Consider the following 15,982-nt stretch of genomic DNA (forward strand, 5'->3'; position numbering starts at 1 on the left):
ATTTGGTGTATGTTAAGCCTTTAGTTCCGATGTCTTTAGGACTTATTGGATTAATTTATTTAAAGAGGTCATTAAAATTTTATTTTATACTTAGTATGTTAGTTATAATGGTTAATGATACTTTTGTCTATTGTGATTTTGGGAAATATTTTCATCAAGTTGCTGTAGCAATTATAACCTTCTATTTTTTTTGTATGATGTTATTGAAAAACTATATAAGTTTGAAGGACATTAACTTAAAGAAGTTGTTTACGTTTCCGATTATGATTAGTTTCATCCTAATAGGATACTTAACTTTCGAAATATCTACCTTGGTATTGCCGAAACTACAAGATTATATAGTTTCATTTTTTTTAATACTAATAGCACTTTTAATCTTTGTTAGTACATGTTTTTTTATTTATTTAATAGATGAATTTCATGGTAATTTCAGATTGTTTATCACCGCAAGCTGCTGTCTTTTTGTAACAGCATTATTGTTGATTAATGATTTTTATTATTATAATAGAATTTTTACCGTATTAATTAATATTGTAGAAATTATAGGGCTTTATTTTTTTACGAAATTTCTTCTTGATGTAAAACCAATAGATTCAGAATATAAGGAAGGGAACTATTTTTAAGATTTAATAGAATAAATTAATCGCATAATAAAACAGATTAGAGCGTATTGTTATTTAAATAACTAAAAGTTAAATACTTTGTTACTTTTCTTTTTTTCTTGATCACTACAGCATACTTTTAAAATGTAAAATGGCTACATTTGTGTCTTAATCTTTTTAATAAATGATTTTAAAGGGTCTTAAACGAAATGCGTTAAAAAAAAGCATTGAATCTTATATAAAAAAAAGAAAACCTCAGACTAAAGAGGTTTCAAGTATAAAAAGCTTAGCCGTACTAATCGATGCTTCTCAGTCTGTTAATGTGCTATCAGTAGTTAAGTTAGCTAATGAATTAGGAGTAAAGTCAGAACGACTAAAAGTAATGGGCTATAAAGAAGATCAAAAAGAAATTTCTGACGATAAAGATGCAGCTTATTATAATGACAAAAGTTTTGGAATGAGTGGATCTGTTAAAAGTAATTCTTTGAATGAATTTATTAATAAGGATTATGATGTTTTGATTAACTTTTATTCCGAAAGTAAACTAGAATTGGATTATGTTGCTGCGGCGTCAAAGGCTAAGTTTAAAGTTGGTTTTGCAGAAATCGATAATCGTATCAATGATTTAGTAATAGGTTCTGCAGATCAAAACACAAACCTTTTTATTTCCGAATTAAAAAAATATTTAAAAATTTTACAGATTATATAATATGAGTGCTTTTCTGAAAGGAACTGGTGTGGCATTGGCAACACCTTTTAATAATGATGGTTCAATTGATTATAGTGGTGTTGGATCGTTAGTGGAATTTTGTGTCGACGGTGGAGTAGAGTATTTAGTGGTTTTAGGGACTACAGCCGAATCAGCAACACTTTCTAAAGAAGAAAAAAAGAACTTAGTAGCATACATTATAAAAGTAAATAATAAAAGATTACCTCTTGTTATTGGTATAGGAGGCAATAATACAGGAGCTATTTTACAAGAGATGAAAGAAACAGATGTATCGTCTTTTGATGCGATACTTTCTGTAGTTCCTATGTATAATAGACCGAGTCAAGAAGGAATTTATCAACATTATAAAGCAATTAATGATGAAGCGCCTTTACCTGTTTTACTGTACAATGTTCCATCGCGAACAGGAGTTAATATGACAGCTGAGACAACGCTTAGATTATCAAAATTAGATAAAATCATAGGGATTAAAGAAGCGACTGGTGATTTTACACAAGTATTAAAAATCCTAAAAGACAGACCTGAGGATTTTTTGGTGATCTCGGGAGATGATGCACTGGCATTACCTGCTGTTGCAGCTGGAGGAGATGGAGTTATTAGTGTGGTTGGTCAAGGATTTCCTAAAGAGTTTTCAGAAATGATTCGTTTAGGGCTTTCTGGAGAAACAAAAAAAGCATTCGCTATCCTATATAAAATGTTACCAGCTTTAGACTATGCTTTTGAAGAAGGTAATCCAGCAGGAATTAAGAATGTTTTAAAAGTAAAAGGTATTTGTGATGATCATCTAAGATTACCTCTGATTCCAGTTTCTAATAAATTAGCAGCTAAAATAGAAGAGTTTATAAAGAATAACTAGTGAATTTTCATGGCTAAAAAAATAAAAGATCCTGGTATTGGCCTATCTTCCGATAAACAAGCTAAACGGTTTATTAATCCTGATGGTTCTTTTAATATCAAACATGTAAATAGACGTACTTCTATTTCAAGAAGCTATAACTACTTGATTAATATTACTTGGACAAAATTCTTTGGTTGGGTTCTATTAGGATATGTCGCAATAAATTCAATATTTGCTTTGATATATATAGCCATTGGAATTTCGGCCATTACAGAGCCTACAGGTAATGTATTTAGAGATTTTCTTAAAGCTTTCTTTTTTTCTGCCCAGACAGTTACCACTGTAGGGTATGGAGCTATGGCTCCAAAAGGAGTAGTTTTTGGTATAATTTCTTCTTTTGAAGCTTTGATAGGTTTGTTAAGCTTCTCCTTTATTACAGGTTTATTATATGGAAGATTCTCTAAACCTAAATCGAGCATTAAATTTAGTGAAGTAATGGTTCTTAGAGAACATAATGCGGTGGATTGCATTATGTTTAGATTAATGAGTAAAAGTACTAATGTGATGATTCGTCCAAAAGTAGAAGTTACATTATCATTATCACAGAAATCTAAAAATAAAAAATATGTAAATAACTTTTATAATTTGAAATTAGAAAGAAATGAAATAACCTATCTTCCAACCACTTGGACAATAGTACATCCAATTAATGAATCTAGTCCTTTAGCAGAATTTCATAGAGAAGATCTGTCTAGTTTACACGGAGAAATTTTAATATTAGTTACATACTATGATGAGTCTTTTGCACAAGAAGTGCATCAGATACATTCGTATGTGTTGAGTAATTTAAAATTAGATGAGAGGTTCGTTCCAGCATTTCATTATGATGATGATGGGTATACTATTTTAGATCATGATAAGATAGGTGGTACAAAATCGTATGAATCAAACGGTTAAGTGTTTTTCTTTTTTCTTTTTTATTTTGCAACAAGCAGGTCTTTTTTTAGTTATTTAATAGATGAATTAAAGTTTTTGTAATACGGTAGAAATATCTATTTTTGCCAGATGTTTTTTAAGATATGAAGAGATTATTGTTTTTGCTGACTTTTGTGTTAACCTTTGGTTCTTGTAGTGAGTATCAAAAAGTGCTTAAAGAGGAAGAAGTCGGACCTAAATATAAGTTAGCGGAAGAGTTATATAAAGAAGGAAAGTATAAAAAGGCACTTCGTTTATTTGAACAGATTGTTCCTCAATTTAGAGGGAAACCGCAGGCAGAAAGAGTAATGTATTATTATTCTGATACCTATTATAATTTAGAAGATTATTATCTCGCGGGATATCAGTTTGAAAGATTTGCTAAATCGTATCCTAATAGTGATAAAAGAGAAGAAGCGGCATATAAAGGAGCTAAGAGTTATTATTATCTATCTCCAAGATATAGCTTAGATCAGAAAGAAACAGATGAAGCTTTAGAAAAACTTCAGGCATATATCAATGCTTTTCCGGAGAGTGAAAATTTAGAAGAAGCTAATAAATTAGTAGCGGAACTAAGAAATAAAAAAGAAAGGAAAGCTTTTGAGATTGCTAAGCAGCATCATCATAGAGAAAGTTATAAAGTAGCTATAAAATCTTTTGATAATTACTTAATTGATTACCCAGGATCTTCTTTTAGAGAAAAAGCATTATATTACAAGCTAGAATCTCAGTATTTATTGGCTATTGGTAGTTATGAGGTATATATAAAAGAGAGATTAGAATTAGCTGATGATTATTACAATAATTATAAAAAATATTATAAAGAAGGTGAGTTTACTGCCGATGCTGAAGAAATATCAGAAGATATAAAATCAAGATTAGAAAAAATTAAATAGAAATATTAGGAGAAGATGGATTTGAAAAAAAGTAATGCACCTGTAAATACTACTACTATAGATAAGAACTTGGTAGATCAACCTACAGATAATATCTATGAGGCAATTTCTGTAATATCTAAAAGAGCGAACCAAATTAATACTGATATTAAAAAAGAGCTTTTAGAGAAATTAGATGAATTTGCTACTTATAATGATAGTTTAGAGGAAATCTTTGAAAACAAAGAACAGATAGAAGTTTCTAAATTCTATGAAAGATTGCCTAAACCTCACTCTCTTGCTGCGCAAGAATGGTTAGATGGTAAAATATACTACAGAAATACAAAGACAGACTCGGAATCTTTATAAAGTATGTCATCAATATTAGGTGGTAAAAAAATTCTTATAGGTGTTACCGCTGGTATTGCCGCATACAAAACGGCTTCATTGGTACGCCTTTTTATTAAATCTGGGGCAGAAGTTAAAGTCGTTATGACCCCTGTTGCCAAAGATTTTGTAACACCACTTACATTATCTACTTTGTCAAAGAATCCAGTGCATTCTTCTTTTTATAATGAAGAAGATGAAAATGCAGAATGGAATAATCATGTAGAGCTTGGACTATGGGCAGATATAATGGTCATTGCTCCTGCAACGGCTAACACTTTGTCTAAAATGTCAACAGGTAATAGTGATAACTTACTGTTGGCTACTTATTTATCTGCAAAATGTCCGGTTTACTTTGCTCCGGCAATGGATTTGGATATGTACAATCATCCATCCACACACGAAACCTTTAATAAACTTCAAGAGTTTGGGAATATTATGATTCCTGCAGAATCTGGAGAATTGGCTAGTGGATTAGTGGGGCAAGGAAGAATGGCAGAACCTTCCACTATAGTTAGTTTTATAGAAGATAATATTTTAGGAAAACTACCTTTAAAAGGCCAGAAAGTTTTAATAACTGCAGGTCCAACGTTCGAAGCGATTGATCCTGTTAGGTTTATTGGAAATCATTCTAGCGGAAAAATGGGAATAGAATTAGCTAAATCTGCAGCCAATCTTGGAGCGCAGGTAACGTTGGTTTTAGGTCCTTCTTCATTAAAGGTTACTCATGATTTTATTAATGTAGTACCTGTTGTAAGCGCAGCATCCATGTATGAAGCGGTTACAAAAGAATTTGATACTTGTGACATTGCTATTGCTTCTGCAGCGGTTGCGGATTATAGACCTAAGAACATCTCAGATCAAAAAATAAAAAAATCAGATAGTAGTTTTTCTATAGAGTTAGAACGTACAACTGACATTCTAAATTGGATGGGATCTGTGAAAAAGAATCAATTTTTGGTGGGGTTTGCTTTAGAAACAGAAAATGAAGAGGAGAATGCAAAAAACAAACTAAAAAAGAAGAACCTAGATCTTATTGTCCTTAATTCTCTTAATGATAAAGGAGCAGGTTTTAAAGGACAAACTAATAAAGTTACACTGATTAATCATAAATTTGAAATTAAAGCGTTTGAATTAAAAACCAAAACAGAGGTTGCACAGGATATTTTTAATGAAATTAAGGAACTACGTAATGTTTAGACTTTTTCTTTTTATAACGCTTTTATGTGGTATCTCACTTAATGCTCAGGAGTTTAATGCTACGGTAGTAGTGAATGCGGAGCAAACAGGGAATCCTAATTTACAAGTTTTCAAAACACTCGAACGTTCAGTTGCAGAGTTTATTAATAATAATAAATGGACTGAGTTAGAGTATCGTACAGAAGAAAGGATCAATTGTAGTTTTTTTATAAATATTCTTGGTAATACTAATGATAGTTTTACTGCAACGGTTCAGGTGCAAGCTTCAAGGCCTGTTTATGGGTCTAATTATAAGACAACAATTCTAAATATTAATGATAAACAGTTTAATTTTCAATATCTGGAATTTCAGCCTCTAAATTATAATCCTAATAATTTTGAATCCAATCTAATTTCTGTTGTAGCCTTTTATTTGTATACAATATTGGGAGTTGATGCTGATACTTTTGAACTTAATTCTGGTACTAATTATTATCAGGAAGCTAAAAATATAGTAGGTAATGCTCAAGGAAGTAATACTTTGGGTTGGAATGGGCAAGATGGTCCGCAGACGAGATTTAGATTAAATGACGATTTGTTATCAGGTACTTTTGATGGATATAGATCTGCTTTATATACATATCATAGAGAAGGACTCGATATAATGAATAATGATCTCAAAAAAGGAAAAGAGTCTATATTGGAATCAATGAAGACATTAGAGGGGTTACATAGAACCAGACCTAATTCGTATATTATGAGAGTGTTTTTTGATGCCAAAGCAGATGAGGTAGCAGGAATACTTTCTGGAGGACCTTCTGTTAATATTGCAGAGACAATTGCAATATTAGGAAGAATAGCTCCAACATATGCTAGTAATTGGGCAGAGATTAAGTTTTAATTTTTCTTTTTTTGAAATCTTTTTAAAACTATAGTATATTTACTTCCTTTTATGAACAACTAAAATATCACTATCCTTTGTTAAGAAGTCTTTCGATAAAAAACTTCGCTTTAATTGAACAACTACAGGTTTCTTTTGATACCGGTTTGATTACGATTACAGGAGAAACTGGAGCAGGTAAATCTTTACTTTTAGGTGCTTTAGGACTTTTGTTAGGAAAAAGAGCAGATCTAAGTAGCGTTAAAAATAGTGCTGTGAAATGTACTATAGAAGGCGTTTTTAATATAGAAAAGTATGAACTTAATGCTTTTTTTGAAGAAGAAGATTTAGATTACGAAACCGAAACAATTATCAGAAGAGAGATCTTACCATCTGGTAAATCAAGAGCATTTATTAATGACACACCAGTCACGCTACAATCTTTAAATAAATTAGGATTACAATTAATAGATATTCATAGTCAGCATCAAACATTAGAAGTAACTACTAATGACTTTCAGTTTGAAGTATTGGATGCATTGTCAGAGTCTGCAAGAGAAATAAAATCATATAAGAGGGGTTTAGGGTTGCTTAAGCAGAAAGAAAAAGAAGAAAGAGCTCTTATCGAAAGCCAGCAAGAATTTACCAAAGAGTACGATTATAATTCTTTTTTGCTAAATGAGTTAGAAGAAGCAAAACTTAAACCAGGAGAACTAGCAGAGCTAGAAGAGCGATATGAAACACTAATTAATATTGAGGAAATACAAGAGCGATTGTCTGGCTCAGTTTCCTTGATTTCTTCAGAAGAAATAGGAGTTTCTGATCTTTTGAATACTATTAAGGCTAATATTTCTAAAATAGCTCCGTATTCGGGAGCGTTAAAAGAATTATCAGATAGAATACAAAGTATATATATTGAGTTGGAGGATGTAAATGATTCATTGCAGAATGAATTAGAGAGGCTAGAAGCTGATCCTGAGCAATTAGAAGAAGTTGGCCAGAGATTGCAAATATTACATAATCTTCAAACAAAGCATGCGGTATCATCAATCGATGAGCTTATAAAAATAAAAGAAGAACTTCAGGAAAAAGTAGCGAAAACAGAATCTCTTTCCGGAGATATCGAAAAACTTAAAAAAGAGATAGCAACTACAAAAGTTCAATTAGATGAAGTGGCTATTAAAATTCATAAAAAAAGAACAAAAGCATTACCTAAACTGGTTTCGGAGCTAGAGGATATTCTAAAAGCTTTGGGCATGACAAATGCCACGTTTGAAACCTCATTAGAGTTACAAGAAAAATATCTTGCTAATGGAAAAGAAGAACTTAAATTCTTATTCTCTGCAAATAAAGGAGGATCTTATGGAGAGTTAAAGAAAGTAGCTTCTGGTGGAGAATTATCTAGGATTATGATAGCGATAAAAGCAATACTTTCTAGATATACACAATTACCAACAATTATTTTTGATGAAATAGACACTGGAGTTTCGGGCGAAATTGCTCATAAGATGGCAGATTTGATGATGACAATGAGTAAGAATCTTCAGGTTTTTAGTATCACACATTTACCTCAGATAGCGGCAAATGGACAAAGTCAATATAAAGTTTTTAAAGAAGATGTAAATAATTCGACGGTTACTAGGTTAAAGTTGTTAAATGAGGATGAGAGAATTCGCGAGATAGCTGAGATGATTGGTGGGAAAAATATTTCTGATTCTGCATTAACTCACGCAAAATCATTGTTACATAATTAACTAAAATTTGTAGAGTATAGTTTTGGTTTAGGTCGTTTTGTTATCTTTACCATTCATAAAATCATTTTATAATTTACGATTAAATGTCATACAATTTATTAAAAGGTAAAAGAGGGATAATTTTCGGTGCACTTGATGAAAATTCAATAGCTTGGAAGACAGCAGAACGTGTTTTTGAAGAAGGTGGAACCTTTGTACTTACTAATGCTCCAGTTGCTATGCGTATGGGAGCTATTAAAGACTTAGCAGAAAAAACAAATTCTGAGATTATACCTGCCGATGCGACCTCGTTAGAAGATTTAGAAAATCTTGTTGAAAAATCAGTGGAGATATTGGGAGGTAAACTTGATTTTGTTTTACATTCTATCGGGATGTCAGTTAATGTAAGAAAAGGACGTCATTATACAGATCTTAATTATGATTGGAGTGAAAAAGGCTGGGATGTTTCAGCGCTTTCATTTCATAAAACAATGCAGACATTGTTTAAAAAAGAAGCAATGAATGAATGGGGAAGTATTGTAGCGCTTACATACATGGCTGCTCAGCGAGTATTTCCGGATTATAATGATATGGCAGATAATAAGGCATATCTAGAATCTATAGCGCGTAGTTTTGGATATTTCTTTGGACGTGAGAAAAAGGTAAGAGTAAATACTATTTCGCAATCGCCAACAGCAACAACAGCTGGGAAAGGAGTAAAGGGGTTTGATGGATTTATTGAATATGCTGATAAGATGTCACCATTAGGTAATGCTTCTGCCGAAGATTGTGCGGATTATACAATTACATTATTTTCTGATTTGACTAAGAAAGTAACGTTACAAAATTTATATCATGACGGAGGATTCTCTAATATGGGAGTTAGCCAGATGGTGATGGAGAAATTTGTAGACGAAGAATAAAAAAACATATAAGATAGCGTAAGTAAAAAGCTTGATTCAACTAGAATTAGGCTTTTTTTATATCAATAACTTAGATCTACAAAGGATTAAAATACTAATATCAATTTATGGTAGGATCTTTTGTTTACTTACCTTTGTTCCTATGAATATTTCCTTTTCTTTTATTGTACCTGTGTATAATAGACCTCATGAAATAGATGAGTTATTGAGTAGTATGACTGAATTGGATTATGACAAGCCTTATGAAATAGTAATCATTGAAGATGGTTCGTCAGAAACTTCAGAAAGTATAATTAAAACTTATGAAAATAAGTTACAAATTAGTTATTATCAAAAACCTAATACAGGTCCAGGAGATTCCCGTAATTATGGAATGCGTATAGCAAAAGGAGACTACTTTCTAATTCTTGATAGTGATGTAATATTGCCTAAGGATTACTTAGCTAAAGTAGAGGATTTCTTATCTAAAAACTTTGTACATTGTTTTGGAGGTCCTGATGATGCGCATGAAGACTTCTCTAATCTACAAAAAGCTATAAGTTTCAGTATGACTTCATACCTTACAACGGGAGGAATAAGAGGGCGAAAAAATACGCTGGGCAAGTTTCAACCTAGAAGTTTTAATATGGGGATATCAAAAGAAGCTTTTAAAGCTTCTGAAGGTTTTGGGAACATCCATCCTGGCGAAGATCCAGACCTTACTATTAGGCTTTGGAAATTAGGATATGAAACGGCACTGATACCTGATGCGAAAGTGTTTCATAAAAGAAGAATCTCATGGGATAAATTTTATATGCAGGTTAATAAATTTGGATTGGTACGACCAATTCTTAACTTATGGCATCCAGAAACATCAAAGATTACCTATTGGTTTCCAACCCTTTTTGTAGCATATTCAATGTTTTCTATTATTGCTGCTTTTTTCGGATACTGGTATTTCATAATGCTATGGATACTGTATTTCGTTGTTATTTTCGTAAATGCAACAATAAACCACAATAGTTTGTCTGTTGGTTTTCAGTCGATTATAGCGGTGTTGGTGCAATTTTATGGCTATGGAAAAGGATTCCTAAAATCTTATTATTATATTCATCTATTGAAAAAAGTTCCTGAACAGAAATTTAAAAAGCTGTTTTTTTCAAAGTAATGCCTATGTCCAAAACTAAATTGAGTAGATTTTCTTTAAAAAGAAATAATGTCAAAACGTTTCTGTTTTTTTTGACATTAACCTCGCTTTTGTGGCTTTTTACACAATTCTCTAAAAACTATACTAAAGAAATAGAGGTCGATATTCAGTATACCAATATACCCGAAGATAGAATTTTACATGATGATAGTGATCAAACATTAAAACTAATACTTAATGGTAATGGATTTAGATTAATAAATCATACTTGGAGTAAACCTCAGTTGCAATTTGATATGGCTAATGCATTAGAAACAGCAACAAGTGACTATTATTTTTATATTGATAAACCCAACGAATCTTTAAAAGGTAAATTAAATTTTAAAGGTAGGATACTTTCTGTTCAAAAAGATACTTTAAAAGTAAAGTTAGATATTAATCTAGAAAAGAAAATTCCAATAAGAATATCTAAAGAACTACAGTATGCTCCTGGATATGGTAGTGATAAAGGTGTGGTTTTATCGCCAGATTCAATTACGATAAGTGGCCCTAAAAGAATTATAGACACTATCAATTATGTAGCTACAGAGAATTTAAAACTAGAAGGTTTGAATACTGATTATAAAACAACCTTACCCGTTAAAATTGACAGTTTACCTCCCAGAATTGAAGTTGTTCCCAAAGAAGTAACGGCTATTATTGCTGTTAGTAAATTTACGGAAGGAAGTCAAGAAATTCCTATAACGTTAATGAATATTCCTGAAGGAAAAGAAATTAAAATTTTTCCAAAAGAGGTTAGAGTAGTTTATAGAGTTGGGCTTGATAAATATAATGAAATAAGCCTGAGAGATTTTAAGGTGGTTGCTGATTATAATAAGGTTTCAGAGGATAGCTCTTTTTTAATTTTGGAATTAATAGACATGCCAACTTCGATTCACGATGTTCGTTTACAGGACAAACAAGTTCAATTTGTAATCTTGAATTAAGTTATGAAAGTAATAGGACTAACAGGTGGCATAGGAAGTGGAAAATCAACTGTTGCTAAAATGTTTGCGAAGCTTGGAGTGCCTATTTACATTGCAGATGATGAGGCAAAAAAAATGATGAATGAAGATGTCAACATAAAAAATCAGATTAAAGATTTATTAGGCACAAAATCTTATATTAAGGGAGAATTAAACCGTCCATTTATTGCTGACAAAGTTTTTAATGACAAAGAGCTTTTAGGAAAACTTAATGCGATTGTTCATCCTGCGGTGGCGACTCATTTTATTGCCTGGAAAAACGAACAAAAATCAAACTATGTTATAAAGGAAGCCGCTATCCTGTTTGAAAATGGTGGATATAAACAGTGTGATTATACAGTTCTGGTAACTGCTCCAAAGGAAACAAGAATAGAAAGGGTTTTAAAAAGAGATAATACTACAAAATCACAAGTTCTTGCCAGATTAAAGAATCAATGGGAAGACTCTAAAAAGATTCCATTAGCAGATTTCGTGATTATTAATACGAAATTAGAAGAAACTTGGCTTCAAGTTAAAAAAATCCATAATAAAGTTATCCTTTGATTGCGATATTTTCCTAATCTTTCATTTTGTTAACATTTGGTTAAACCCTAAAGTAGCTAAATGTTAAAGTCTTACTTTTGACCTATGAATAAAAGGTTATTCGCATTGTTAATCCTCTTGATGAGTTTGTCATTAATAGGGATTATTTTTGTTCAGGGTTATTGGATTCAGAATACAGTAGAGAATAACAGAGAGCAGTTTTCTTTTAATGCAAAGCAAATATTGATTTCTGTTTCTAATAAGATTGAATATAGGGAATTTGAGGAAATGTATTATCCCTTACAGGATATTTTAGACAGTATAAAACAGCCTGATAATAAAACAATACAGCAGCTCTTAGACATAGGTTTTGATAAAGGATCGTTTGCTTTTGGTGATGGTGTTTTAGAAGAAGATTCTAAGCTGTTTTCTTCGTTTATAGATTTTAATATTGATACTGTAAGATTAAAAGATATTTTAAATCGGAATGCTGAGCTAATTGATGATAAAAAGCAGAGTTATCAAACAAAGCAAAGATCTAAATCGAAATCGGATAGATTGAGTGCGCTTACTGATTTGCAAAGAAAAGATTACGAAATTGTAATCAATCAACTTGCAAATTTTATTCCTATTCATCGAAGGGTGAAGAAAGAAGAGGTTAAGAAATTGCTTAAGAAGGAATTAGCTGAGCGTGATATGAAGGTTGATTTTGAGTATGCCATATATAGTAATGCTTTGGCTACTCGTGTACGTTCTGATGATTTTAGTGCAAATGAAAGTGATGGTAATACTTTTGCTGTACCTCTTTTTGTAAATAATGAGGATGGTTCAAGCCTGTATCAGTTATATGTGAATTTTACAGGTAAGAATAGATATATATTATCGACTATTAAAGGAATGGCAATTTTGTCCGTAATTTTTACGTTGGTTATTGTAGTAGCATATTCAAGTGCTTTATCTCAGCTGTTGCAGCAACGACAGATATCACAGATAAAGACTGATTTTATTAATAATATGACTCATGAGCTTAAAACGCCTATAGCTACGATTAATCTGGCATTAGATGCTATTAAAAACCCTAAAATAGCAGATGATCAAGATAAGTTGAAGCGTTATATGACTATGATTCGGGAAGAGAATAAAAGAATGCTAACGCAGGTAGAAAATGTTTTACGAATATCGCAGCTTGAGAAAAATGAGCTGAATATTAAGAAAGAACCGCTTGAATTGCATGATATTATAGAGGATGCGATAACACACGTTTCTTTGATAGTGGAAAATAGAGAAGGCTATATAAAAACGCATTTAGGAGCGCTTAAATCTTCTATTTTGGCAAATGATAGTCATATGACTAATGTAATAGTGAATGTTTTGGATAATGCAATTAAGTATTCGGAAGAAGCACCAAAAATTGATATTTATACAGAAAATGTGAAAAATAGTATTGTACTTAAAATACGTGATCAGGGAGTTGGAATGAGTAAAGTAGCTCAGAAAAAAATCTTTGAGAAGTTTTTTAGAGAACATACTGGAGATTTACACAATGTAAAAGGCCACGGACTTGGACTAACATATGTAAAACGAATTATAGACGACCATCATGGTCAAATATGGGTGGAGAGTGAACGGGGAAAAGGCTCCACATTTATAACTAAATTACCGTTAATATCTTAAAATATGGAAACAGAAAACAAAAAGATTTTGCTTGTAGAAGATGATCCGAACTTTGGAACAGTACTAAAGGATTATCTTGTTATGAATGATTATGATGTTGTACATGCCAAAAATGGTATGGAAGGCTTCGAAAAGTTCAAAAAGGATGATTATGATATGTGTATTCTGGATGTAATGATGCCTTATAAGGATGGATTCACATTAGCAAAAGAAATCAGGGATAAGAATGAAGAAGTTCCTATCATTTTCTTAACAGCGAAAGCTATGAAAGAAGATGTCTTAAAAGGATATAAAGTAGGAGCAGACGATTATTTAAATAAGCCATTTGATAGCGAAGTTCTACTGATGAAGATACAAGCAATCATGCAACGTAAGAGTACAGAATCTGTTGCTGATAGTAAACAATTTGAATTTAAAATTGGTGGATTCCACCTTAATTCTAAACTTAGATTTTTAACGTTTAGAGAAGAAGATCCTATAAAATTATCTCCTAAGGAGAATGAATTATTACGATTATTAGCACTGCATCTTAATGATTTGATGCCTAGAGAGTTAGCGCTTACTAAAATTTGGAGAGATGATAACTATTTTACTTCTCGAAGTATGGATGTTTACATTGCTAAGCTAAGAAAGTATTTAAAGAAAGACGAAAATGTGGAAATTTTAAATATCCACGGAGAAGGATTTAGACTTGTGGTACGAAGTGATGAATCATAATTAACGGTAACTTACTATAATGAAAACGCTACGAGTTATTCTCTGTAGCGTTTTTTTGTATATAAGATATTACAGATTCAATATTATCTTGGTAATCAAACCATATTATTTCTTTATCTTTTCTAAACCAGGTAAGTTGTCTTTTAGCAAAACGCCGAGTATTTTTCTTGATTTCGGAAATAGCGAAATCTAAATCCCAGTTGCCTTCTATATATTCAAAGATTTCTTTATACCCTACAGTGTTCAACGCATTTAGTGATTTATGATCGTACAGACCTTTTACTTCTTCGAGCAACCCTTCTTTGATCATAATATCAACTCTTTGATTGATTCTGTCATAAATAATCGCTCTTTCTGCGGTAATCCCGATTTTAATAATATTAAAAGGTCGTTTTTTAGGCGTTTTGGTAATAAATGAAGAGTAGGGTTTACCACTACTAATGCAAACTTCTAAAGCTCTCATTACTCGGTGTGTATTGTGGATATCTACTTTTTCGTAATATATGGGATCCAATGTTTTTAATTGCTGTTGAAGACTTTCTATTCCTTCATCTTCGTGCTTTTTCTTCAAGGCTTCTCTAACATCTCCAGAGATTTCTGGAAAACTATCGAACCCTTTGGTAACAGCATCCACATATAAACCAGAGCCACCTACTAAAATGGCATACTCATTTTTCTCGAAAAGCTTGTTTAAGATTTCTAAAGCATCTTTCTCAAAATCACCCACAGAATAGGTCTCTTGTATACTTTTATGTTGTATGAAATGGTGTTTTGATTGTTGTAGTTCTTCTAGAGTTGGGACGGCAGTTCCAATGCGCATTTCTTTGTAAAATTGCCTACTATCTGCAGAAACAATTTCGCAATTAAAATGTTTAGCAAGTTGAATGCTTAAACTTGTTTTACCTATAGCCGTTGGGCCTACAACTACAATAAGTGTATTAGTCATTGAATAAGGTATGTCCACAATTATTGCAAAATTTAGAATTATCTAAATGATTATCAGCATTACAATTGGCGCAATGTTGTGTGTTCAGGTTTATTTTATTGTCTTTATTTTGTTGAGTATATTCTGCACTTACAATACCTGTAGGAACAGCAATTATACCGTACCCTAATATCATTACCAAAGAAGCTATTAATTGTCCTAAAGGTGTTTCTGGTGAGATATCTCCATATCCTACAGTAGTAAGAGTAACGATACACCAGTATACACTTCTAGGAATACTATTAAAACCATGTTCGGGACCTTCGACAAGATACATAACAGTTCCTAAAATTATAGCAACTATTAAAACTGCAAATAAGAAGACGGATATTTTAGCTCTACTTGCTTTTAAAGCTTTTACTAGATTGTTAGACTCACCAACGAAGCGAGCTAATTTTAAAATTCTGAAAACTCTTAATAAGCGTAAAGCTCTTAATGCTACTAGTGCGTGAGTTCCCACAAATAATATGGAAAGATATTTAGGAACGGTAGATAAGAAATCAATAATACCATAAAAACTAAAAATATAAGCCTTTGGTTTACTAAGAGCTATAATTCTTAAAAAATATTCAAAGGTGAATACAATGGTGATAACCCACTCCAATATGTTAAATAAAGAAGCATATTTTTCATTTATATAAGATACACTTTCTAACATTACCAGTACTATACTGGCGAGAATCATAATCAGGATAATTAAGTCAAAAGATTTACCTGCGCGAGTGTCAGCTTCATAGATAACTTCGTGTAATTTATCTTTCCAGTTTTTGTTCTTCGATGAATGCTTCAAATTTGATTATTTTGACTAAAA

The 15,982-nt window shown here is 31.6% G+C and carries 16 protein-coding genes; 14 read left to right on the top strand and 2 right to left on the bottom strand.

From position 1 onward, the window contains the following. Positions 1–786 precede the first annotated feature (786 nt). From Q0975_RS21580 to Q0975_RS21645, 14 genes are all read left to right on the top strand, one after another. Positions 787–1,311 carry a hypothetical protein gene (locus tag Q0975_RS21580; protein WP_299440508.1) on the top strand — a complete coding sequence of 175 codons (525 nt, stop codon included), beginning with the start codon at positions 787–789 and terminating at the stop codon, positions 1,309–1,311. 1 nt (position 1,312) lies between these two features. After that, the gene (dapA, locus tag Q0975_RS21585; protein ID WP_299440510.1) at positions 1,313–2,188 is read left to right on the top strand and encodes a 4-hydroxy-tetrahydrodipicolinate synthase; all 876 of its coding nucleotides are present in this window, start codon (positions 1,313–1,315) and stop codon (positions 2,186–2,188) included. 9 nt (positions 2,189–2,197) lie between these two features. After that, positions 2,198–3,127, top strand: coding sequence for an ion channel (locus tag Q0975_RS21590; protein ID WP_299440512.1), 930 nt, complete (start codon positions 2,198–2,200; stop codon positions 3,125–3,127). A gap of 122 nt (positions 3,128–3,249) precedes the next feature. Beyond that, entirely contained in the window at positions 3,250–4,041 is a 792-nt protein-coding gene (gene bamD, locus Q0975_RS21595; RefSeq protein WP_299440514.1) for an outer membrane protein assembly factor BamD, read from the top strand. A gap of 15 nt (positions 4,042–4,056) precedes the next feature. After that, positions 4,057–4,389 carry a DNA-directed RNA polymerase subunit omega gene (locus Q0975_RS21600; RefSeq protein WP_118456596.1) on the top strand — a complete coding sequence of 111 codons (333 nt, stop codon included), beginning with the start codon at positions 4,057–4,059 and terminating at the stop codon, positions 4,387–4,389. 3 nt (positions 4,390–4,392) lie between these two features. After that, positions 4,393–5,607 (top strand): bifunctional phosphopantothenoylcysteine decarboxylase/phosphopantothenate--cysteine ligase CoaBC, encoded by a 1,215-nt coding sequence (gene coaBC, locus Q0975_RS21605; RefSeq protein ID WP_299440516.1) that lies wholly within the window; start codon positions 4,393–4,395, stop codon positions 5,605–5,607. Continuing rightward, on the top strand, positions 5,600–6,487 hold the full coding sequence (locus Q0975_RS21610) for a DUF4835 family protein (RefSeq protein WP_299440518.1): 888 nt from the start codon (positions 5,600–5,602) through the stop codon (positions 6,485–6,487). The genes coaBC and Q0975_RS21610 overlap by 8 nt, the downstream gene beginning before the upstream one ends. A 77-nt stretch (positions 6,488–6,564) precedes the next feature. Then, a complete protein-coding gene (gene recN / locus Q0975_RS21615) occupies positions 6,565–8,220 on the top strand; it encodes a DNA repair protein RecN (RefSeq protein ID WP_299440520.1) in 1,656 nt (551 codons plus the stop codon). 83 nt (positions 8,221–8,303) lie between these two features. Next, positions 8,304–9,122 carry an SDR family oxidoreductase gene (locus Q0975_RS21620; protein WP_299440522.1) on the top strand — a complete coding sequence of 273 codons (819 nt, stop codon included), beginning with the start codon at positions 8,304–8,306 and terminating at the stop codon, positions 9,120–9,122. 142 nt (positions 9,123–9,264) lie between these two features. Further along, positions 9,265–10,269, top strand: a complete 1,005-nt coding sequence (locus Q0975_RS21625) for a glycosyltransferase (RefSeq protein ID WP_299440524.1) — start codon at positions 9,265–9,267, stop codon at positions 10,267–10,269. Between the two features lie 5 nt (positions 10,270–10,274). Further along, positions 10,275–11,234 carry a YbbR-like domain-containing protein gene (locus tag Q0975_RS21630; RefSeq protein WP_299440525.1) on the top strand — a complete coding sequence of 320 codons (960 nt, stop codon included), beginning with the start codon at positions 10,275–10,277 and terminating at the stop codon, positions 11,232–11,234. Between the two features lie 3 nt (positions 11,235–11,237). Beyond that, positions 11,238–11,816 carry a dephospho-CoA kinase gene (coaE, locus tag Q0975_RS21635; protein ID WP_299440527.1) on the top strand — a complete coding sequence of 193 codons (579 nt, stop codon included), beginning with the start codon at positions 11,238–11,240 and terminating at the stop codon, positions 11,814–11,816. An 84-nt stretch (positions 11,817–11,900) separates the two neighbouring features. After that, the gene (locus Q0975_RS21640) at positions 11,901–13,469 is read left to right on the top strand and encodes a HAMP domain-containing sensor histidine kinase (protein WP_299440529.1); all 1,569 of its coding nucleotides are present in this window, start codon (positions 11,901–11,903) and stop codon (positions 13,467–13,469) included. Between the two features lie 3 nt (positions 13,470–13,472). Then, a complete protein-coding gene (locus tag Q0975_RS21645; protein ID WP_027393600.1) occupies positions 13,473–14,186 on the top strand; it encodes a response regulator transcription factor in 714 nt (237 codons plus the stop codon). 28 nt (positions 14,187–14,214) lie between these two features. Here Q0975_RS21645 and miaA read toward each other — a convergent pair whose 3' ends face one another. Together miaA and Q0975_RS21655 are read right to left on the bottom strand one after the other, a co-directional pair. After that, positions 14,215–15,132 (bottom strand): tRNA (adenosine(37)-N6)-dimethylallyltransferase MiaA, encoded by a 918-nt coding sequence (miaA, locus tag Q0975_RS21650; protein WP_299440531.1) that lies wholly within the window; start codon positions 15,130–15,132, stop codon positions 14,215–14,217. After that, the gene (locus Q0975_RS21655; protein WP_299440533.1) at positions 15,125–15,961 is read right to left on the bottom strand and encodes an ion transporter; all 837 of its coding nucleotides are present in this window, start codon (positions 15,959–15,961) and stop codon (positions 15,125–15,127) included. The genes miaA and Q0975_RS21655 overlap by 8 nt, the downstream gene beginning before the upstream one ends. Positions 15,962–15,982: the final 21 nt, after the last annotated feature.

The sequence above is a fragment of the uncultured Aquimarina sp. genome (assembly GCF_947500065.1).
Taxonomy (GTDB): Bacteria; Bacteroidota; Bacteroidia; order Flavobacteriales; family Flavobacteriaceae; genus Aquimarina.